Annotated in this window: 18 protein-coding genes, 2 pseudogenes and 1 other annotated feature; of the genes and pseudogenes, 11 read left to right on the top strand and 9 right to left on the bottom strand. The window is 51.7% G+C overall.

The window, feature by feature from the left end:
• Nucleotides 1-13: 13 nt before the first annotated feature.
• Nucleotides 14-106, bottom strand: a pseudogene (locus ACLD4K_RS19225) (heavy metal-binding domain-containing protein); the annotation flags it as partial.
• Nucleotides 107-372: 266 nt separating this feature from the next.
• Here ACLD4K_RS19225 and sopA point away from each other — a divergent pair.
• Complete coding sequence (gene sopA, locus ACLD4K_RS19220) at nucleotides 373-2,721, top strand: SPI-1 type III secretion system effector HECT-type E3 ubiquitin transferase SopA (RefSeq protein ID WP_411012347.1); 2,349 nt, start codon at nucleotides 373-375, stop codon at nucleotides 2,719-2,721.
• Nucleotides 2,722-3,211: 490 nt separating this feature from the next.
• A complete protein-coding gene (gene sbcB / locus ACLD4K_RS19215) occupies nucleotides 3,212-4,642 on the top strand; it encodes an exodeoxyribonuclease I (RefSeq protein WP_411012346.1) in 1,431 nt (476 codons plus the stop codon).
• Nucleotides 4,643-4,777: 135 nt separating this feature from the next.
• Here the strand turns inward: sbcB and plaP are convergent, their stop codons facing one another.
• The 4 genes from plaP to ACLD4K_RS19195 all read right to left on the bottom strand — a co-directional run bounded on the left by plaP (nucleotide 4,778) and on the right by ACLD4K_RS19195 (nucleotide 8,206).
• Nucleotides 4,778-6,136 carry a putrescine/proton symporter PlaP gene (gene plaP / locus ACLD4K_RS19210; RefSeq protein ID WP_001519005.1) on the bottom strand — a complete coding sequence of 453 codons (1,359 nt, stop codon included), beginning with the start codon at nucleotides 6,134-6,136 and terminating at the stop codon, nucleotides 4,778-4,780.
• Complete coding sequence (gene yoeI / locus ACLD4K_RS19205) at nucleotides 6,126-6,188, bottom strand: membrane protein YoeI (protein WP_096335044.1); 63 nt, start codon at nucleotides 6,186-6,188, stop codon at nucleotides 6,126-6,128. Before yoeI ends, plaP begins: the two co-directional genes overlap by 11 nt.
• A 233-nt stretch (nucleotides 6,189-6,421) precedes the next feature.
• Nucleotides 6,422-7,336, bottom strand: a complete 915-nt coding sequence (locus ACLD4K_RS19200) for a LysR family transcriptional regulator (protein ID WP_411012345.1) — start codon at nucleotides 7,334-7,336, stop codon at nucleotides 6,422-6,424.
• Nucleotides 7,337-7,381: 45 nt separating this feature from the next.
• Complete coding sequence (locus ACLD4K_RS19195; protein ID WP_000754712.1) at nucleotides 7,382-8,206, bottom strand: SDR family oxidoreductase; 825 nt, start codon at nucleotides 8,204-8,206, stop codon at nucleotides 7,382-7,384.
• Nucleotides 8,207-8,367: 161 nt separating this feature from the next.
• Between ACLD4K_RS19195 and hisL the strand changes: the two genes are divergently transcribed.
• From hisL to hisIE, 9 genes are all read left to right on the top strand, one after another.
• Nucleotides 8,368-8,418, top strand: coding sequence for a his operon leader peptide (gene hisL, locus ACLD4K_RS19190; protein ID WP_001364200.1), 51 nt, complete (start codon nucleotides 8,368-8,370; stop codon nucleotides 8,416-8,418).
• Nucleotides 8,394-8,517, top strand: a sequence feature (His leader region). (Overlaps the previous gene by 25 nt.)
• A 46-nt stretch (nucleotides 8,518-8,563) precedes the next feature.
• A complete protein-coding gene (gene hisG / locus ACLD4K_RS19185) occupies nucleotides 8,564-9,463 on the top strand; it encodes an ATP phosphoribosyltransferase (RefSeq protein ID WP_064000662.1) in 900 nt (299 codons plus the stop codon).
• A 102-nt stretch (nucleotides 9,464-9,565) separates the two neighbouring features.
• Nucleotides 9,566-10,870: a histidinol dehydrogenase gene (gene hisD, locus ACLD4K_RS19180; RefSeq protein WP_411012344.1), complete on the top strand. Its 1,305-nt coding sequence runs from the start codon at nucleotides 9,566-9,568 to the stop codon at nucleotides 10,868-10,870.
• Complete coding sequence (hisC, locus tag ACLD4K_RS19175) at nucleotides 10,867-11,946, top strand: histidinol-phosphate transaminase (RefSeq protein ID WP_411012343.1); 1,080 nt, start codon at nucleotides 10,867-10,869, stop codon at nucleotides 11,944-11,946. Before hisD ends, hisC begins: the two co-directional genes overlap by 4 nt.
• Nucleotides 11,943-13,010, top strand: coding sequence for a bifunctional histidinol-phosphatase/imidazoleglycerol-phosphate dehydratase HisB (gene hisB / locus ACLD4K_RS19170; protein WP_000080053.1), 1,068 nt, complete (start codon nucleotides 11,943-11,945; stop codon nucleotides 13,008-13,010). Before hisC ends, hisB begins: the two co-directional genes overlap by 4 nt.
• Nucleotides 13,010-13,600, top strand: a complete 591-nt coding sequence (gene hisH / locus ACLD4K_RS19165; protein ID WP_001103591.1) for an imidazole glycerol phosphate synthase subunit HisH — start codon at nucleotides 13,010-13,012, stop codon at nucleotides 13,598-13,600. The genes hisB and hisH overlap by 1 nt, the downstream gene beginning before the upstream one ends.
• Nucleotides 13,600-14,337 carry a 1-(5-phosphoribosyl)-5-[(5-phosphoribosylamino)methylideneamino]imidazole-4-carboxamide isomerase gene (gene hisA, locus ACLD4K_RS19160; RefSeq protein ID WP_000586409.1) on the top strand — a complete coding sequence of 246 codons (738 nt, stop codon included), beginning with the start codon at nucleotides 13,600-13,602 and terminating at the stop codon, nucleotides 14,335-14,337. The genes hisH and hisA overlap by 1 nt, the downstream gene beginning before the upstream one ends.
• Nucleotides 14,319-15,095, top strand: a complete 777-nt coding sequence (hisF, locus tag ACLD4K_RS19155; RefSeq protein WP_000880125.1) for an imidazole glycerol phosphate synthase subunit HisF — start codon at nucleotides 14,319-14,321, stop codon at nucleotides 15,093-15,095. Before hisA ends, hisF begins: the two co-directional genes overlap by 19 nt.
• Entirely contained in the window at nucleotides 15,089-15,700 is a 612-nt protein-coding gene (gene hisIE, locus ACLD4K_RS19150; protein WP_000954846.1) for a bifunctional phosphoribosyl-AMP cyclohydrolase/phosphoribosyl-ATP diphosphatase HisIE, read from the top strand. The genes hisF and hisIE overlap by 7 nt, the downstream gene beginning before the upstream one ends.
• Nucleotides 15,701-15,794: 94 nt before the next feature.
• Here hisIE and wzzB read toward each other — a convergent pair whose 3' ends face one another.
• The 4 genes and pseudogenes from wzzB to ACLD4K_RS19130 all read right to left on the bottom strand — a co-directional run.
• Entirely contained in the window at nucleotides 15,795-16,778 is a 984-nt protein-coding gene (gene wzzB / locus ACLD4K_RS19145; protein WP_001629770.1) for an LPS O-antigen chain length determinant protein WzzB, read from the bottom strand.
• Between the two features lie 142 nt (nucleotides 16,779-16,920).
• Complete coding sequence (ugd, locus tag ACLD4K_RS19140) at nucleotides 16,921-18,087, bottom strand: UDP-glucose 6-dehydrogenase (RefSeq protein WP_000704825.1); 1,167 nt, start codon at nucleotides 18,085-18,087, stop codon at nucleotides 16,921-16,923.
• A gap of 235 nt (nucleotides 18,088-18,322) precedes the next feature.
• Nucleotides 18,323-19,729: an NADP-dependent phosphogluconate dehydrogenase gene (gene gndA, locus ACLD4K_RS19135; RefSeq protein ID WP_000043533.1), complete on the bottom strand. Its 1,407-nt coding sequence runs from the start codon at nucleotides 19,727-19,729 to the stop codon at nucleotides 18,323-18,325.
• A 173-nt stretch (nucleotides 19,730-19,902) separates the two neighbouring features.
• Nucleotides 19,903-20,021, bottom strand: a pseudogene (locus tag ACLD4K_RS19130) (phosphomannomutase); the annotation flags it as partial.

Below are 20,021 nucleotides of genomic sequence, written 5' to 3'. Positions count from 1 at the left end.
AAAAGAAAACGATTATTTCCTGAAAAGCGATTTCACGCGCTTTACGCAGTTCTTTCTCATACGCGCCGGAACGTCCGCCGACGATATCCCGAATGCCGGCGAAAAACGCTGGTTGAGCATCGAAGCGGGTTTACTTTTGCGTGCACACGGGCTTCGTTACCCGACCCGCTCTCTTATGCCTGGATTTTTCCGCAGATACGTCAGCGTCCCACAATACGGTGACATGATGACAGGATGGACACTTTCTGAAAGAAACCTGCCAGATAACATGGTGAATTGTGATCTCCATCGCCATACCGACATATGAAGATTACTTTTAAGGCGTTAAAAATCCAGACCGTTTTTCCATAATGATGTTGATAAGGAATTCTAATGAAGATATCATCAGGCGCAATTAATTTTTCTACTATTCCTAACCAGGTTAAAAAATTAATTACCTCTATTCGTGAACATACGAAAAACGGGCTCGCCTCAAAAATAACCAGTGTTAAAAACACGCATACATCTTTAAATGAAAAATTTAAAACAGGAAAGGACTCACCGATTGAGTTCGCGTTACCACAAAAAATAAAAGACTTCTTTCAGCCGAAAGATAAAAACACCTTAAACAAAACATTGATTACTGTTAAAAATATTAAAGATACAAATAATGCAGGTAAGAAAAATATTTCAGCAGAAGATGTCTCAAAAATGAATGCAGCATTCATGCGTAAGCATATTGCAAATCAATCATATGATTATAATTACAGAGTAACAGGTGCGGCCCCGCTCCCCGGTGGAGTCTCTGTATCAGCCAATAACAGGCCAACGGTTTCTGAAGGTAGAACACCACCAGCATCCCCCTCCCTCTCACTTCAGACTACGCCTTCCCCGTCATCGCCTGCCGACTGGGCTAAGAAACTCACGGATGCAGTTTTACGACAGAAAGCCGGAGAACCCCTTACGACCGCAGATCGCGATTTTTCAAACGCAGATTTCCGTAATATTACATTCAGCAAAATATTGCCCCCCAGCTTCATGGAGCGAGACGGCGATATTATTAAGGGGTTCAACTTTTCAAATTCAAAATTTACTTATTCTGATATATCTCATTTACATTTTGACGAATGCCGATTCACTTATTCGACACTGAGTGATGTAGTCTGCAGTAATACGAAATTTAGTAATTCAGACATGAATGAAGTGTTTTTACAGTATTCAATTACTACACAACAACAACCTTCTTTTATTAATACAACATTAAAAAATACGCTTATGCATCACAAAACCAACCTCTCTGGCGTTATTTTAAATGAACCGGATAATTCATCACCTCCGTCAGATTCATGGTGCGTAAATTTTATTCGTTTAGGTGATATCTGGCTGCGAATGCCAATCCTTTGGACTGAGAGCGCTGTGGATGGATTTTTAAATCATGAACACAATGATGGTAAAAGTATTCTGATGACCATTGACAGCCTGCCCGATAAATACAGTCAGGAAAAAATCCGGGCAATGGAAGACCTGGTTAAGTCATTGCGGGGTAGCCACTTATCAGCGGCACATATCCGGCCAGTTGAAAGTTCGCTGGTGAGCGTACTGGCCCACCCCCCCTATACGCAAAGTGCGCTTATCAGCGAGTGGCTCAGACCTGTTCAGGAACGTTTTTTTGCCCACCAGTGCCAGACCTATAATGACGTTCCCCTGCCAGCTCCTGGCACATATTATCAGCAGCGCATACTGCCTGTGTTGCTGGATTCGTTTGACAGGAACAGCGCCGCCATGACCACTCACAGCGGACTCTTTAATCAGGTGATTTTACACTGTATGACAGGCGTGGACTGCACTGATGACACCCGCCAGAAAGCTGCAGCGCTTTATGAACAGTATCTTGCTCACCCGGCGGTGTCTCCCCACATCCATAATGGGCTCTTCGGCAATTATGACGGCAGCCCGGACTGGACAACCCGCGCCGCAGATAATTTCTTGCTGGTTTCCTCCAGAGATTCAGACACGACGATGATGCTTTCCGCTGACACGCTGTTAACAATGCTAAACCCTACTCCTGACACCACATGGGACAACTTTTACCTGCTGCGAGCCGGAGAGAACGTGTCCACCGCGCAAATCTCTCCGGTAGAGTTATTCCGTCATGACTTTCCGGTGTTTCTCGCCGCATTTAATCAGCAGGCCGTGCAGCGGCGCTTTGGGGAACTGATTGATATCATCCTCAGCACTGAAGAGCACGGGGAGCTGAACCAGCAGTTTATTGCCGCCACGAACCAGAAACATTCCACCGTGAAGTTGATTGATGATGCCTCAGTGGCGCGTCTGAATACTGTTTTTGACCCCCTGCTTTCTGAAGGCAAACTCAGCCCGGCACACTACCAGCACATCCTCAGTGCTTATCACCTGACTGATGCCACCCCACAGAAGCAGGCGGAAACCCTGTTCTGTCTCAGTACCGCATTCGCACGCTATTCCTCCAGCGCCATTTTCGGCACTGAGCATGACTCTCCGCCGGCCCTGAGAGGCTATGCGGAGGCGCTGATGCAGAAAGCCTGGGAGCTGTCTCCGGCGATATTCCCGTCCAGCGAACAGTTTACCGACTGGTCTAACCGTTTTCACGGCCTCAATGGCGCTTTTACCTGTACCAGCGTTGTGGCGGATAGTATGCAACGTCATGCCAGAAAATATTTCCCGAGTGTTCTGTCATCCATCCTGCCACTGGCCTGGGCGTAGTCCAGCCTCAGCCCGCATGGAATTAAGGGACACAGCGTTGTGTCCCTCTGTACATAGACCCGTTTTAGTCCATGCATTTTTTGAGATCCCGGCCAGATTGACCCTGGCCTAAATTTCATACAGTACTAAATCAGAATCAGTAATTTCAGATGGACCGGAATATGGTTTACCATAGAGGGAGCGTAGCTTAGAGCCTATCCCATTAGGGCTATTTTACTTGCCATTTTGGTCCTGGGCAGTGCTCAAAATCCTCACGTACTACGTGTACGCTCCGGTTTTTGCGCGCTGTCCGTGTCCAAACTGGCTGCGCCAATAACGCCTGGTGGGATAGGCTCTTAGTGTCGCTGATGATCATTTTAGTATTTTGTACTCACCATCGCATGTACGAACATTAGCAACAATATCAATTGGTGTACAAATACAATCAATCAACGACAAAATAAAAGAATAAAATATTTCATATACAGATAACATCAGGCGTGTACATCAAGTGACAGTTAAAAACAACAGCATACAGAGCACATTCCTCTTCCACGATTACGAAACCTTCGGTACGCATCCGGCCCTCGACAGACCTGCGCAATTCGCCGCGCTCCGTACGGATAACGACTTCAACGTTATTGGCGAGCCGGAGGTGTTTTATTGCAAACCCGCCGATGATTATCTACCGCAGCCCGGCGCGGTGCTGATTACCGGCATCACGCCGCAGGAAGCGCGTGAGAAAGGAGAAAACGAAGCCGCTTTCGCCAGACGCATTCATGCGCTGTTTACCGTTCCTAAAACCTGCGTTGTGGGCTACAACAATGTGCGCTTTGATGATGAAGTCACGCGCAATATTTTTTATCGCAACTTTTACGATCCCTACGCCTGGAGCTGGCAGCATGATAATTCACGTTGGGATCTATTGGATGTCATGCGCGCCTGTTATGCGCTGCGCCCGGAGGGAATTAACTGGCCGGAAAACGACGACGGCCTGCCCAGCTTTCGTCTGGAACATTTAACCCAGGCGAACGGGATCGAACACAGCAACGCGCATGATGCGATGGCGGATGTCTACGCCACTATTGCGATGGCGCAACTGGTGAAAACACGCCAGCCGCGGCTGTTTGATTATCTTTATAGCCACCGCAGTAAACATAAACTGGCGGCGCTGATTGACGTCCCGCAAATGAAGCCGCTGGTGCATGTCTCCGGCATGTTTGGCGCGTGGCGCGGTAATACAAGCTGGGTCGCGCCGCTGGCGTGGCATCCTGAAAACCGTAACGCGGTGATCATGGTCGATTTAGCAGGCGATATTTCTCCTCTTCTTGAGCTGGACAGCGACACCCTTCGCGAGCGGCTTTATACGGCCAAAGCCGATCTTGGCGATCACGCCGCAGTGCCAGTAAAGCTGGTGCATATCAATAAATGTCCGGTACTGGCGCAGGCGAATACCTTGCGCCCGGAGGATGCCGACCGGCTGGGAATTAACCGCCAGCACTGCCTGGATAACCTGAAAGTGCTGCGTGAAAACCCGCAGGTCCGCGACAAAGTGGTGGCGATTTTTGCCGAAGCCGAACCTTTTGCCGCCTCGGATAACGTTGATGCCCAGCTCTATGATGGTTTTTTCAGCGATGCCGATCGCGCAGCCATGAAAATCGTACTCGAAACCGAGCCGCGTAACCTGCCCGCGCTGGACATTACCTTTGTCGATAAGCGCATTGAGAAGCTGCTGTTTAATTACCGCGCACGCAATTTTCCCGGTACGCTGGATGACGCAGAGCAGCAGCGCTGGCTGGCGCATCGCCGTCAGGTGCTGACGCCGGAGTTTTTACAACAGTATGCCAATGAATTGCAGATGCTTTCTCAGCAGTATGCGGAAGATAAAACGAAGCTGGGGCTGCTGAAATCACTGTGGCAGTACGCAACTGAGATTGTGTAATTGACCAATGCCTGACGGGCATTGTTAATCCAGAGCGGATAAAGAGTGACGTCGCCATCCGGCAAGCGTGCTGGATGGCAGACAAAAAACCGGAGGCACTGCCTCCGGTTTTACTATTGCCGATAATACGCGCGATTACGCGACGTCTTCGTACTGTGGAACCGGGTTACGGAAGCTTTTAGTTACGCACGCCAGATAAATCAGCCCGATACCTGCCCAGATCAAGCCCAGTACCATTGAGCTCTCTTCCAGGTTAACCCACAACGCACCAACCGTAAGCGCGCCGCACATCGGCAGGAACAGATACTGGAAGTGATCTTTCAACGTTTTATTACGCTTCTCACGGATCCAGAACTGCGAAATCACCGACAGGTTAACGAAGGTAAACGCGACCAGCGCGCCAAAGTTAATCAGCGCCGTCGCCATCACCAGGTCAAAATTAATCGCCAGCAGCGCGATCGCCCCGACCAGGATGATGTTCATCGCTGGCGTACGCCATTTCGGATGAACGTAACCGAAGAAGCTTTTCGGGAATACGCCGTCGCGCCCCATCACGTACATCAGGCGCGCTACGCCTGCATGCGCCGCCATACCGGAAGCCAGTACGGTGATAGTAGAGAAGATCAGCGCGCCAACCTGGAAGGTTTTACCCGCCACGTACAGCATGATTTCCGGCTGAGACGCATCCGGATCTTTAAAGCGAGAGATATCCGGGAAGTACAATTGCAGGAAATAGGTTGCAAAGATGAAGATCAGGCCGCCAATCAGCGCGGTCAAGAAAATCGCACGCGGGATCACGCGCTCAGCATCTTTGGTCTCTTCCGACAGGTTACTGATGCCGTCAAAGCCGGTAAAGGAGAAGCACAGGATCGTCGCTCCCGTAATCATCGGGATAACGTGCGCATCGCCGGACCAGAACGGACGGGTGCTCGCCAGCGTACCGGCGCCTTCGCCTTCAAATACGCCATAAACCACCATGCCCAGAATGACCGCAATCAGCACCACCTGTAGCACTACAATCACGGTGTTGAAGTTAGCGACCGATTTGAGGCTGCGCAGGTTAAAGGCCGTCATAAAGGCCACCAGCGCCACGACAAACACCCATGACGGAATGGAGGGCACCAGCGCTTCAAAATAAATTTTCGCCAACAGAATGTTGATCATCGGCGCGAACAGATAATCGAGCAGAGAAGACCAACCCACCATAAAGCCAACGGTCGGGCTGATGGATTTCTGGGCATAGGTGTACGCCGAACCCGCGGAAGGATAGCGACGCACCAGTTTCCCGTAGCTCAACGCCGTAAACAGAATCGCGATTAACGCGAATGCATACGCCGTCGGTACGTGACCGTCAGTGAGGCCTGAAACGATACCAAATGTATCGAACAGCGTCATCGGCTGCATATAGGCAAGACCCATCATTACAACCGGAACTAACGTAAGCGTTTTACGTAATTCCACGCGAGAGGTGTTTGGAGTAACGTTATGCGACATGGTCATTCTCCTTTACGGCGAATGCCGTCGCGTAAGCAAAAAATTGCCCCATTTTCTGGATTCCTCAGCGACAACAACTGTCGATTTTTAAGTAAGTATCTATCCGGTACGAAGCCCGGCCTCTTGGTATTGAATGATGTGTTTGAAGCAAAAAAATAACCGACGCGTATTAAAACGTCGGTTAGTGTCATTTTTTGCAAGCGGCGTATTCTGCCCTAAATTGAAGTGAAATGACAAGAGAATGCGAGCGCGTTCAAAAAATTATTTTTCATAAGCGATTGATTTTTAAACCGGCGATTTTGCATACACCCCAGCAATAGCATTATTTGCTAAAATTTCATCCCGCCACCAGCCGCTGGCCAGCCCGGCGGTCTGTACATTCCAGCCAACCCACACCGGTTCATAGGCGATTTGCGCCACAACTTTCTTCTCTATAAGCGCGCCGCTTTCCAAAAATCGCTGCGCCAGATAACGCGGTAAATAGCCGCACCCCAGTCCGCTAATTTGCAGCTCCAGCTTGGTTTTAAAATCAAACACGGTAATCGCTTCCTGAGCGTCGAGCAGTTCAGACCCTATTGATCGCGAGGAATGGACGCTATCGCCAACCACAATCGCGCGAAAACGTTTGATCGTCTGGCGGCTAAGCGGTTCCTCTTCATGAACCAGCGGATGATGCGGGGCGACAGCAAACACCAGTTCAAGATCGCCCAGTCTTGCAAAGCCAAAGCCGGTGTCAGGCGGCGGCGCGCGCATGGCGCCAACAATAATATCCGCCCTTCCCTGCGTCAGCGTCTCCCATGAACCGCCGAGAACGCCATTGACAAATTTAAGGCGCGTCACGCTGTGGCGTTGATAAAAAGCGTCGATAAGCGGGGCCAGAAGAGAAAAGGGAAAGGTATCATCCACACCGATGACCAGTTCGTTCTCCCAGCCTTCATGCAGTTTAATCGCCTGCTTTTCCAGCTCGCGAACGGTGTGCAGCACTTCACGGCCTTTTTCCAGTAGCATTTTACCGGTTCGCGTAAATCGCGCGCGATGCCCGCTACGGTCGAGCAGTTGGATATTAAGATCGTTTTCCAGCTTATGAACGGTATAACTGAGGGCGGACGGCGTTTTAAATAATTTTGCCGACGCCGCCGCGAAGCTGCCTTCTTTTTCTAACGCATCAAGAATAATCAGAACGTCCAGCAGTGGTTTCATACTCGTCCCCTTGCGCTATATGGCGACCACCTGCTGGACAGCGACTCACTCCATCGGCATCACCAGCGGATCGGGATATTGATATTCAAATCCCAGCTCATTACAAATCCGGCTACCGTCGATAATCTTCCCTTTGCCGTTGTCCGGTGCGTCACGAAAATGCGGCGGCGCCATTCCCAGCAAGCGCGTCATTTGCGGATAAAACACGTTGCGGGCTGGATGCGCCGGCGCACATATATTATAGATGTGCCCTCCTTTCGGCGCCTGTAACAAGAGGGTAATTGCGCCAACCACGTCTTCAAGATGCACCAGATTGACCCCGTGTTGACCATCCGGCGCGGTTTTTCCGGCAAAGAAACGTCCGGGATGGCGCCCAGGCCCGACCAACCCCGCCAGCCGCAGAATATCCACTGACGTGCCCGGCAGATTATGCAGCCAATCTTCCAGTTCCTTCAGGGTACGCCCGCTGGCCGTGACCGGATTACGCGGCGTATTCTCTTTCACCACGCCTTGCGCATCGCCGTAAACAGACGTCGAACTGGTAAAAATAATACGCGGGATACGATAAGCCAGCGCGCTGTCGACCAGTTCCTGCATCGCCTGCAGATAAAAATCCTCTCCCGGACCGCTACGGCGCGCGGGCAGTGTTATCACCAGCGCATCGACATCCAGCAGAGCGTCAAGATCGTCCGCCTCACAGACCAGCTCCGGCTCCAGACGCAGCGGATAGCTTTCAATTCCACTCATACGGGCCGCTTCCACCCCGTCAAGGGTGGTTTTGCTGCCGGTAACCTGCCAGCCTCTCGCTGCCAGCGACATTGCCAGCGGCATGCCTAACCAACCTAAACCGACAATTGCGACCTTTTTCATCCATTTTCTCCTGACTTTAACGCCTTATACATAAGGCTACGCCAGCCCGCCGTGACTGACAATTCATACTATAAATGCGAAATGAAAAAAGCGCTTGCTTTAAGGCGTAAAAGTGGTTTAGGTTAAAGGTATCAAATGAATAAGCATTCATCGGAATTTTTATGACACGCGTTCAATTTAAACACCACCATCATCACCATCATCCTGACTAGTCTTTCAGGCGATGTGTGCTGGAAGACATTCAGATCTTCCAGTGGTGCATGAACGCATGAGAAAGCCCCCGGAAGATCATCTTCCGGGGGCTTTTTTTTGGCGCGCGATACAGACCGGTTCAGACAGGATAAAGAGGAACGCAGAATGTTAGACAACACCCGCTTACGCATAGCTATTCAGAAATCAGGCCGTTTAAGCGATGATTCACGAGAATTGCTGGCCCGCTGCGGCATAAAAATTAATTTACACACTCAGCGCCTGATTGCGATGGCGGAAAACATGCCGATTGATATCCTGCGCGTGCGTGATGATGACATTCCGGGTCTGGTGATGGATGGCGTGGTCGATCTCGGTATTATCGGCGAGAACGTGCTGGAAGAAGAGCTACTCAACCGCCGCGCGCAGGGCGAAGATCCGCGCTATTTTACCCTGCGCCGTCTTGACTTCGGCGGCTGCCGTTTATCGCTGGCAACGCCGGTTGACGAAGCCTGGGACGGCCCGGCCGCGCTGGACGGTAAACGTATCGCTACCTCTTATCCGCACCTCCTCAAACGCTACCTCGACCAGAAAGGCGTCTCTTTTAAGTCGTGTCTGTTAAATGGTTCTGTCGAAGTCGCGCCGCGCGCGGGGCTGGCCGACGCTATCTGCGATTTGGTCTCTACCGGCGCGACGCTTGAAGCTAACGGCCTGCGTGAAGTCGAAGTTATCTACCGCTCTAAAGCCTGTCTGATTCAGCGCGACGGTGAGATGGCACAGAGCAAGCAACAGCTGATCGATAAATTGCTGACCCGTATTCAGGGCGTGATTCAGGCGCGCGAATCGAAATACATCATGATGCACGCGCCAGGCGAACGCCTGGAAGAGGTTATCGCCCTGCTGCCAGGCGCCGAAAGGCCGACAATCCTGCCGCTGGCGGGCGAGCAACAGCGCGTGGCGATGCACATGGTCAGCAGCGAAACGTTGTTCTGGGAAACCATGGAGAAACTGAAAGCGCTTGGTGCCAGCTCGATTCTGGTACTGCCGATCGAGAAGATGATGGAGTGATCTGACGCCTGATGGCGCTGCGCTTATCAGGCCTACGTAATGCGTTGATATTTTGGGTTCTGTAGGCCGGATAAGGCGGAACCCTGTGATGGAGTAAAGACCATGAGCTTCAATACCCTGATTGACTGGAACAGCTGTAGCCCTGAGCAGCAGCGTGCGCTGCTGACACGTCCGGCGATTTCCGCCTCTGACAGTATTACCCGGACGGTCTGCGATATTCTGGATAATGTAAAAACGCGCGGTGACGATGCCCTGCGTGAATACAGCGCTAAATTTGATAAAACAGAAGTGACAGCGCTACGCGTCACCCCTGAAGAGATCGCCGCCGCTGGCGCGCGCCTGAGCGACGAATTAAAACAGGCGATGGCCGCTGCCGTCAAAAATATTGAAACGTTCCATTCCGCGCAGACGCTACCGCCAGTAGATGTGGAAACCCAGCCAGGCGTGCGTTGTCAGCAGGTTACGCGTCCCGTCGCGTCTGTCGGTCTGTATATTCCCGGCGGCTCGGCTCCGCTCTTCTCAACGGTGCTGATGCTGGCGACGCCGGCGCGCATTGCGGGATGTCAGAACGTGGTTCTGTGCTCGCCGCCGCCCATCGCTGATGAAATCCTCTATGCGGCGCAACTGTGTGGCGTGCAGGAAATCTTTAACGTCGGCGGCGCGCAGGCGATTGCCGCTCTGGCCTTCGGCAGCGAGTCCGTACCGAAAGTGGATAAAATTTTTGGCCCCGGCAACGCCTTTGTAACCGAAGCCAAGCGTCAGGTCAGCCAACGCCTCGACGGCGCGGCTATCGATATGCCAGCCGGGCCGTCTGAAGTACTGGTGATTGCCGACAGCGGCGCAACACCGGATTTCGTCGCGTCTGACCTGCTTTCCCAGGCAGAACACGGTCCGGATTCCCAGGTGATCCTGCTGACGCCTGATGCTGACATTGCCCGCAAGGTGGCGGAGGCGGTAGAACGTCAACTGGCGGATCTGCCGCGCGCGGACACCGCCCGTCAGGCCCTGAGCGCCAGTCGCCTGATTGTGACCAAAGATTTAGCACAGTGCGTCGCCATCTCTAATCAGTATGGGCCGGAACACTTAATCATCCAGACGCGCAATGCGCGCGATTTGGTGGATGCGATTACCAGCGCAGGCTCGGTATTTCTCGGCGACTGGTCGCCGGAATCCGCCGGTGATTACGCTTCCGGAACCAACCATGTCTTACCGACCTATGGCTATACTGCTACCTGTTCCAGCCTTGGGTTAGCGGATTTCCAGAAACGGATGACCGTTCAGGAACTGTCGAAAGCGGGCTTTTCCGCTCTGGCATCAACCATTGAAACATTGGCGGCGGCAGAACGTCTGACTGCCCATAAAAATGCCGTGACCCTGCGCGTAAACGCCCTCAAGGAGCAAGCATGAGCACTGAAAACACTCTCAGCGTCGCTGACTTAGCCCGTGAAAATGTCCGCAACCTGGTACCGTATCAGTCTGCCCGCCGTCTGGGCGGTAACGGCGATGTCTGGCTGAACGCGAATGAATTCCCGACAGCGGTGGAGTTTCAGCTCACCCAACAAACGCTTAACCGCTACCCGGAATGCCAGCCAAAGGCCGTGATTGAAACCTACGCGCAATATGCTGGCGTAAAGCCGGAGCAAGTGCTGGTCAGCCGCGGCGCGGATGAAGGGATCGAGCTGGTGATCCGCGCCTTCTGTGAACCGGGGAAAGACGCCATTCTCTACTGTCCGCCCACTTACGGTATGTACAGCGTCAGCGCCGAAACCATTGGCGTAGAGCGCCGGATGGTTCCCGCGCTTGAAAACTGGCAGCTGGATCTACAGGGGATTTCCGACAACCTTGACGGCACAAAAGTGGTGTTCGTTTGTAGCCCCAATAATCCTACCGGGCAACTTATCAACCCGCAGGATCTGCGCACACTGCTGGAGTTGACACGCGGTAAAGCGATAGTCGTCGCCGACGAAGCTTATATTGAGTTTTGCCCACAGGCCACGCTGACAGGCTGGCTGGTTGAATATCCTCATCTGGTTATCCTGCGCACATTGTCGAAAGCTTTTGCGCTGGCGGGTCTGCGCTGCGGCTTTACGCTGGCTAATGAAGAGGTGATCAACCTGCTGTTAAAAGTGATCGCCCCTTATCCGCTTTCTACGCCAGTGGCGGATATCGCCGCCCAGACGCTGAGTCCGCAGGGAATAAACGCAATGCGCGATCGCGTGGCGCAGACAGTGCAGGAACGTCAGTATCTGGTGAATGCCCTGCAACAGACCGCCTGCGTAGAACACGTCTTTGACTCTGAAACCAACTATATTCTGGCGCGGTTTACCGCCTCCAGCAGCGTGTTTAAATCCTTATGGGATCAGGGCATTATCTTACGCGATCAGAATAAACAACCTTCTTTAAGCGGCTGCCTGCGGATTACGGTCGGCACCCGCCAGGAAAACCAGCGCGTCATTGACGCCTTACGTGCGGAGCCAGTATGAGTCAGAAGTATCTTTTCATCGACCGGGACGGAACCTTGATTTCCGAACCGCCAAGCGATTTTCAGGTAGACCGCTTTGATAAACTGGCCTTTGAGCCAGAGGTGATTCCCGTATTGCTGAAGCTGCAAAAAGCCGGTTTTAAGCTGGTGATGATCACTAACCAGGATGGGCTTGGCACGCAAAGCTTCCCGCAGACGGACTTCGACGGACCGCACAACCTGATGATGCAGATTTTCACCTCTCAGGGCGTACGCTTTGATGAGGTGCTGATCTGCCCTCACCTGCCCGCAGACGACTGCGACTGCCGCAAGCCCAAAGTGAAGCTGGTGGAGCGTTATCTTGCGGAACAAGCGATGGATAGCGCCAACAGCTATGTGATCGGCGATCGTGCGACCGATATCCAGCTCGCTGATAATATGGGTATTACTGGTTTACGCTATCACCGTGAAACGCTGAACTGGACGATGATTGGCGAACAGCTAACGAAACGCGATCGTTATGCGCATGTGGTCCGCAACACCAAAGAGACACAGATTGATGTCAGCGTCTGGCTGGATCGCGAAGGCAACAGCAAGATTAATACCGGCGTCGGCTTCTTTGACCATATGCTCGATCAAATCGCCACCCACGGCGGCTTTCGCATGGAGATTACCGTTAAGGGCGATCTCTATATCGACGATCACCACACGGTAGAAGATACCGGACTGGCGCTCGGTGAGGCATTAAAACTGGCACTCGGCGACAAGCGCGGTATCTGCCGTTTTGGCTTTGTACTGCCGATGGATGAATGTCTGGCGCGCTGCGCGCTGGATATTTCCGGTCGTCCGCATCTGGAATATAAAGCTGAATTTACCTACCAGCGTGTGGGCGATTTGAGCACAGAGATGATTGAACACTTTTTCCGCTCACTCTCTTACACGATGGGCGTCACTCTGCATCTCAAGACTAAGGGTAAGAACGATCACCACCGTGTCGAAAGTTTGTTTAAAGCCTTTGGTCGGACGCTACGCCAGGCTATTCGCGTGGAGGGCGATACATTACCGTCCTCGAAAGGAGTGCTGTGATGAACGTCGTCATCCTTGACACCGGCTGCGCCAATTTAAGCTCGGTAAAATCCGCCGTGGCGCGCCACGGTTATACCCCGGTGGTCAGCCGTGAAGCGGAAATCGTATTACGCGCTGACAAACTCTTTCTGCCTGGCGTCGGCACGGCGCAGGCCGCTATGGATCAACTGCGCGAACGTGAACTGATCGACTTAATTAAAGCGTGTACTCAGCCGGTACTGGGTATCTGCTTAGGGATGCAACTGCTGGGTCGTCGCAGCGAAGAGACGCGCGGCGTGGATCTGCTGAACATTATCGAACAAGACGTGCCGAAAATGACCGACTTTGGTCTGCCGCTGCCGCACATGGGCTGGAATCGCGTGTATCCGCAGGCGGGCAACCGGCTGTTTCAGGGCATTGAAGATGGCGCCTATTTTTACTTTGTTCACAGCTACGCGATGCCGGTCAACCCGTGGACTATCGCCCAGTGCAATTACGGCGAGCCGTTTACCGCGGCGGTACAGAAAGATAATTTCTTCGGCGTACAGTTCCACCCGGAACGTTCGGGCGCGGCGGGCGCACAGTTGCTGAAAAACTTCCTGGAGATGTAATGATTATTCCGGCATTAGATTTAATTGACGGCACCGTGGTGCGTCTCCACCAGGGTGACTACGCCCGGCAGCGGGATTACGGTAACGATCCCCTGCCCCGTTTACAGGATTACGCCGCCCAGGGCGCCGGGGTGCTGCATCTGGTAGATCTGACCGGCGCTAAAGATCCGGCTAAACGACAGATACCGCTGATTAAAACCCTGGTCGCGGGCGTGAACGTGCCTGTTCAGGTCGGCGGCGGCGTGCGTACCGAAGAAGACGTTGCGGCATTACTGAAAGCTGGCGTTGCCCGTGTGGTCATCGGTTCAACGGCGGTGAAATCCCCTGACGTGGTGAAAGGCTGGTTTGAACGTTTTGGCGCGCAGGCGCTGGTGCTGGCGCTGGACGTTCGCATAGACGAACACGGCACCAAGCAGGTGGCGGTTAGCGGCTGGCAGGAAAATTCCGGCGTCTCGCTGGAACAACTGGTGGAGACCTATCTCCCCGTCGGCCTGAAACATGTACTGTGTACCGATATTTCCCGCGACGGCACGCTGGCGGGCTCTAACGTTTCGCTGTACGAAGAGGTATGCGCCAGATATCCGCAGATCGCCTTTCAATCCTCCGGCGGTATTGGCGATATCGATGATATTGCCGCCCTGCGCGGCACCGGCGTGCGCGGCGTGATTGTCGGACGCGCTCTGTTAGAAGGGAAATTTACCGTTAAGGAGGCCATCCAATGCTGGCAAAACGTATAATTCCGTGTCTGGACGTTCGTGATGGTCAGGTGGTGAAAGGCGTACAGTTTCGCAACCATGAGATCATTGGCGATATCGTTCCGCTGGCCAAACGCTATGCCGACGAAGGCGCGGACGAACTGGTGTTCTATGACATTACCGCCTCCAGCGATGGTCGCGTAGTCGATAAAAGCTGGGTGGCGCGCGTTGCCGAGGTGATCGACATTCCGTTTTGCGTAGCGGGCGGTATCCGGTCAATTGACGACGCCGCCAAAATTCTTTCTTTCGGGGCGGATAAGATCTCTATCAACTCCCCGGCGCTGGCTGACCCAACGCTGATTACCCGTCTGGCTGACCGTTTTGGCGTACAGTGCATTGTCGTCGGGATTGATACCTGGTTTGACGACGCCACGGGGAAATACCATGTTAACCAGTATACCGGCGATGAAAACCGTACCCGCGTGACGCAGTGGGAGACGCTGGACTGGGTGCAAGAGGTACAACAGCGCGGCGCGGGGGAAATCGTCCTGAATATGATGAACCAGGACGGCGTGCGTAACGGTTACGATCTGACGCAGTTGAAAAAAGTCCGTGACGTTTGCCGCGTGCCGCTAATCGCCTCCGGCGGTGCGGGTACGATGGAACACTTTCTTGAGGCATTCCGTGATGCCGATGTCGACGGCGCGCTTGCCGCCTCCGTTTTTCACAAGCAAATCATCAATATTGGCGAATTAAAAGCGTACCTGGCAGGCCAGGGCGTGGAGATCAGGATATGTTAACAGAGCAACAACGCCGCGAGCTGGACTGGGAAAAAACCGATGGCCTGATGCCAGCCATCGTGCAACATGCGGTATCCGGCGAAGTATTGATGCTGGGCTATATGAACCCACAAGCGCTGGACAAAACCATTGAATCCGGCCATGTTACGTTCTTCTCACGCACGAAACAGCGTTTATGGACCAAAGGCGAAACCTCAGGCCATGTGCTGAATGTCGTCAGCATTGCGCCAGATTGCGACAACGATACACTGCTGGTGCTGGCAAACCCTGTCGGGCCGACCTGCCACAAAGGTACCAGTAGCTGCTTTGGCGACGCCAGCCATCAATGGTTATTCCTGTATCAACTGGAGCAGCTACTGGCAGAGCGCAAAACCGCCGATCCGGCCAGCTCTTACACGGCGAAACTGTACGCCAGCGGTACCAAACGTATTGCGCAAAAAGTTGGCGAAGAAGGTGTGGAAACCGCGCTGGCGGCCACCGTCAATGATCGTTTTGAATTAACCAATGAAGCGTCTGATTTGATGTACCACCTGCTGGTGCTGTTGCAGGATCAGGATCTCAACCTCACCACCGTGATCGACAATCTTCGTAAGCGTCATCAATAAGCGTAAAAAAACCGGGCAATGCCCGGTTTTTTAGTGAGAAATTTTACCTTTCGTAGCCGGATAAGGCACTTGTGCCGCCATCCGGCAAAGAAGCTTACAAGGCTTTTGGCTTATAGCTACGTAGCGCATTGCGCCCCAGCACAATCCCGGCGCCGATCATCCCGCCCAGCAACACAGCCAGCACGAGGGTAATGGCTTTTTTCGGGCTATCGCGACGGACCGGCAGCGTCGGCTTCATCACATAACGATAGACGTGCACCGTATCGGCAGTCACTTTCAGATTTTTAATGTCCAGCAGTGTCTGCTTCGTCTGGTAATATGCCGGAGAAAAGACCAGTGGACGCGTCGCTTCGTTCTGTATCATCGATTTTAGCGCATCGCTCCCCAGCAGGAACATCGTGTCCTGGGTAACATCCTGGGTTTGCTGAATCTGCGGCTGCGTGATTTTGGCCTCATCCGCATAGCGCAACGCTTCTTCGATTTGCCTAATACGCAGATCTTTTTGCTCCTGCGCCACAACTTCCTGCGTCTCAAGGGACTCCTGCAACGTTTTAGTTTGCAGCGTGATGTTATCTTTCAGGTCAACTTCCAGTTCCTTAGCGACCTCTTCATCCACCTGTTGGATATATTCCGCCAGCCGACGCTGCGCGCCTTCAGCGGTAGTACTCACATAAGAAACCGAGAGCGGCAGCGCCTGCCCCTTTACCGACTGTTCAATGGTGAGCTTTTCCGGCTCTTTCTGATTATCCAGCGCTTCCGATAATGCGGAAAACGCAGAGCTAAAGCGGCTTATAAAATTCGCCTGCACTTCAGAGATTTTGGGGGCATTCCCGCCATACAAGACGTTGAGCGCGTTGGTATAGGTGGCAACCTGCGCGGCATCAGGTTGGGTAATAATCGCCGTGGATGTCCATTTTTCTTTGGCTATCATCAGGTAGCCTACGGCCAGCAAAATGGCGATAATAACGGCTACAATAATGGTCATCTTCCCACGCCATAACTGTAGCAATAACTCAATCAAATCAATCTGTTCCGGATCGTTCCCACGCCCGGAAGACGTATTACTATCCACTGTCATAGATACCCTAACTAAAAAAAGGTTGAAGCTGGAGACAGTGTAGTCATAAAGCAAATATATGCCATAGGATTAATGATAAAAATCAGACATTATTTCCATTTGGTCAATAAATCATCGGGACTCATCAGCCCCGATTGCCTTATTAATCACTACCGAAAAGATCGCGGGTATACACTTTTTCAGCAACATCCAAAAGCTCTGCCGCCATCCTGTTGGAAATAATGACATCCGCCTGCTGTTTAAAGCAGTGCAAATCACGTTCAAGACGTGAGTTAAAGAAAGTATCTTCTTCCATTACCGGCTCATAGATGATGACCTCTACGCCTTTCGCTTTAATGCGCTTCATAATCCCCTGAATCGATGAGGCGCGGAAGTTATCGGAGCCACTCTTCATAATCAGGCGATAAATGCCCACCACTTTAGGCTTTCTGGCGAGGATAGCGTCGGCAATAAAATCTTTACGCGTACGGTTTGCTTCAACGATAGCGGAGATAATATTATTAGGCACCGACTGATAATTAGCCAGCAACTGTTTGGTATCTTTTGGCAAACAATATCCGCCATAACCAAAAGAGGGATTATTATAATGATTGCCAATACGCGGGTCGAGGCACACCCCTTCAATAATTTGTCGGGTATTTAATCCTAACGTTTCAGCATAGCTGTCTAATTCATTAAAATAAGCGACTCGCATAGCGAGATAAGTATTGGCGAAAAGTTTAATGGCTTCCGCTTCAGTGGAGTCCGTAAACAGCGTCGGAATCTCCTGTTTAATAGCGCCTTCCTGGAGTAATGCGGCAAATTCTCTGGCGCGCTCAGACTGTTCCCCAATCACGATACGGGAGGGATAAAGGTTATCGTAAAGGGCTTTACCTTCACGTAAAAACTCCGGAGAGAAAATGATATTTTCTGTCGCAAACTTCTGACGCATTGCCGCCGTGAAGCCAACCGGCACCGTAGACTTAATAATCATCACGGCTGCGGGGTTGATGCTGATCACATCCTGAATGACCGATTCCACACTGGACGTATTAAAATAGTTGGTTTTGGGATCGTAATCCGTAGGCGTAGCAATGATGACGTAATCTGCATTCTGGTACGCATCAAACTTATCCAGCGTTGCCCTGAATCTGATGTTATCTTCCTTTAAAAATTGCTGAATTTCTTTATCAACAATCGGAGATATCCGATCATTTAACAGTTCAACACGGGAAGGAACAATGTCTAACGCCACCACATCATGATGTTGTGCAATAAGCAAACCATTAGACAAGCCAACATAACCCGTCCCGGATATCGTGATTTTCATTATTCGCTCTCAGAATTAACTTAATTATGAATCATGATGTATTTCGCATCCTGATAAGATATTAAAGTTTTAACGCCTGAGTATATAAAGTGCAACGCAGACGAAAACAATTCAGATTATCTTCATTACGATAAACACAGATTATTAAGTTAATATTAAGCAAAAGCGATAAATCAATAAGAATAGAGATAAAAAAAAGCCCGGTATTAAACCGGGCTTAAACATTTTGCAGAAATTATTCCAACCATTCGGTATGGAAAACACCTTCTTTATCAGTACGTTTATAGGTGTGCGCACCAAAGTAGTCACGCTGCGCCTGAATTAAGTTAGCTGGCAGTACTGCGGCGCGATAGCTGTCATAGTAGGCCACTGCCGCAGAGAATGTCGGCACCGGAATGCCGTTCTGCACCGCGTAAGCCACAACATCACGCAGCGCCTGCTGGTACTCATCAGCAATTTTCTTGAAGTAAGGCGCTAACAGCAAATTGGCAATACCAGCGTTTTCTGCGTAAGCATCGGTGATTTTCTGCAGGAACTGAGCGCGAATGATACAACCCGCACGGAAAATCTTAGCAATCTCGCCGTAGTTGAGATCCCAGTGATATTCATCAGACGCAGCGCGTAGCTGCGAGAAGCCCTGCGCATAGGAGACGATCTTGCCAAGATACAGCGCGCGACGCACTTTCTCGATAAATTCCGCTTTGTCGCCTGCCGGTTGCGCTTTCGGGCCGGAGAGCACTTTAGATGCGGCAACACGTTGTGCTTTCAACGAAGAGATGTAACGCGCAAAGACGGATTCGGTAATTAGCGACAGCGGTTCGCCCAGATCCAGCGCGCTCTGGCTGGTCCATTTACCGGTCCCTTTGTTGGCGGCTTCATCAAGAATGACATCCACCAGGTAGTTTCCGTCTTCATCTTTTTTAGTGAAGATGTCTTTAGTGATGTCGATCAGATAACTGCTCAGCTCGCCGTTATTCCACTCAGTAAAAGTGTTCGCCAACTCTTCATTACTGAGGTTCAGGCCGCCTTTCAGCAGGGAGTAAGCTTCAGCGATAAGCTGCATATCGCCATATTCAATACCATTGTGGACCATCTTGACGTAGTGACCCGCGCCATCGGCGCCTATATAGGTCACGCACGGTTCGCCATCTTCCGCCACGGCAGCAATCTTCGTCAGGATCGGAGCCACCAGTTCATAGGCATCTTTCTGACCGCCAGGCATGATAGATGGCCCTTTCAGCGCGCCCTCTTCACCACCGGAAACGCCGGTACCGATAAAGTTAAAACCTTCCGCAGACAGCTCGCGATTGCGACGGATTGTGTCCTGGAAGAAGGTATTACCGCCATCAATAATGATATCGCCTTTTTCCAGATACGGTTTCAGCGAATCAATAGCTGCATCAGTACCTGCGCCCGCTTTCACCATTAACAGGATACGACGAGGCGTTTCGAGGGATTCAACAAACTCTTTCACCGTGTAATAAGGCACCAGCTTTTTGCCGGGATTCTCGGCAATCACTTCTTCGGTCTTTTCACGGGAGCGGTTGAAAACGGAGACGGTATAACCACGGCTTTCGATGTTGAGCGCGAGGTTGCGCCCCATCACTGCCATACCGACGACGCCGATCTGTTGCTTGGACATTACATACTCCTGTCAGGTGTGGTCACCGCGCGACGAGAGCGCGGCTTGAAATGTGCCTTAGATGTTAACTCAGAATTGGAAAATATGGATAGCTTTTACGGATTCGTATCACATTGATTGCATAAATGAATTGACTATGGAATAACTCTATATGTATGTCACACGAAAAAAAACTATTTCCGTAATAATGTCAGGATTGCTTGCGTTTTTTCTTCCATCAATTCTGTATTTGCTTTGGATTCCACATTCAGGCGCACCACCGGTTCGGTGTTCGACGAGCGCAGGTTGAAAC

Source organism: Salmonella sp. 741265055_HSA, from assembly GCF_046569525.1.
GTDB lineage: Bacteria > Pseudomonadota > Gammaproteobacteria > Enterobacterales > Enterobacteriaceae > Salmonella > Salmonella enterica.
This window is presented reverse-complemented; position numbering and strand designations above follow the sequence as displayed.